Raw genomic sequence first — 1,161 nt, 5'->3', positions numbered from 1 at the left:
AATGCATACCACTGTTCCTGAGTTGGGGCTGGCTTCAGGTTTCTGCAAAGTTCAAGGTATTCCTGCATCTCAGATTCAGGGAGTTGCGTTAGTGCAAATTTTGTTAAAGCCAGTGGTGCAGGAATGGCTAATGCCTGAGTGAGTACTCCTTTGCAGCGTGGATTTTCACGATATTTTTCAATCCAGAACGGGATACCAGTTCCTCCATGGATAGCCAATATCGGTAGCAATGATTTCAGCGCAGCACGAACAGCCACTCTGTCATTTCGAGGACTCTTGTGGGCAGCCAGATATTGTTGGAATTCGGCAATTTTCATGCGCCATTTTGCGGGCCCGGAGAAGAACAGAGCCAGTGCTTTCATTTGACTCGATTCTAAAAGATCTTCATCACTATTGTCGTCTCCATGTTCAGTGGTACAACCATGCTGATTAAGACATCGGCGAAGTGTTTTCTCATTTTCAGTCAGTTTTTCTCCTGAGGGTAAACCAAAACTTGCAAATATTCGGCAAGAAAGTTTCAGAATATTCTTATTTTCATCCGAGGGTAGCCATTGAACGAACGCTTCCGCCTTCGCTTTGTCGGGCAAGCCTTTGCCATTACACATGGAGGAAAAGGTCCGCAGCAGTTCCAGGCTGAATTCGCCGTTCACCTTCCAGCACTCCCACGCTTTGAGCGCTTCCACCTTCGCTTTGTCGGGCAAGCCTTTGCCATTACACATGGAGGAAAAGGCCCGCAGTAGTTCCAGGCTGAATTCGCCGTTCACCTTCCAGCACTCCCACGCTTTGAGTGCTTCCACCTTCGCTTTGTCGGGCAAGCCTTTGCCATTACACATGGAGGAAAAGGCCCGCAGCAGTTCCAGGCTGAATTCGCCGTTCACCTTCCAGCACTCCCACGCCATGAACGCTTCCACCTTCGCTTGGTCGGGCAAGCCTTTGCCATTACACATGGAGGAAAAGGCCCGCAGCAGTTCCAGGCTGAATTCGCCGTTCACCTTCCAGCACTCCCACGCTTTGAGCGCTTCCACCTTCGCTTGGTCGGGCAAGCCCCTACTGCTCATCATGGAGGAAAAGGCCCGCAGCAGTTCCAGGCTGAATTCGCCGTTCACCTTCCAGCACTCCCACGCTTTGAGCGCTTCCACCTTCGCTTTGTCGGGCAAGCCT

General features: G+C 51.2%; 1 protein-coding gene. It reads right to left on the bottom strand.

Annotated elements, in window-relative coordinates; genetic code table 11:
- On the bottom strand, nt 1–1,139 hold a 1,139-nt coding region (locus tag J7439_RS25520; RefSeq protein WP_209204867.1), incomplete at its 3' end, for a hypothetical protein.
- Nucleotides 1,140–1,161 lie beyond the last annotated feature (22 nt).

Source organism: Salinisphaera sp. G21_0 (genome assembly GCF_017744115.1).
GTDB lineage: Bacteria > Pseudomonadota > Gammaproteobacteria > Pseudomonadales > Endozoicomonadaceae > Endozoicomonas.
The sequence above is the reverse complement of the archived record's forward strand: the minus strand, read 5'-3'. Positions and strand labels throughout refer to the sequence as shown.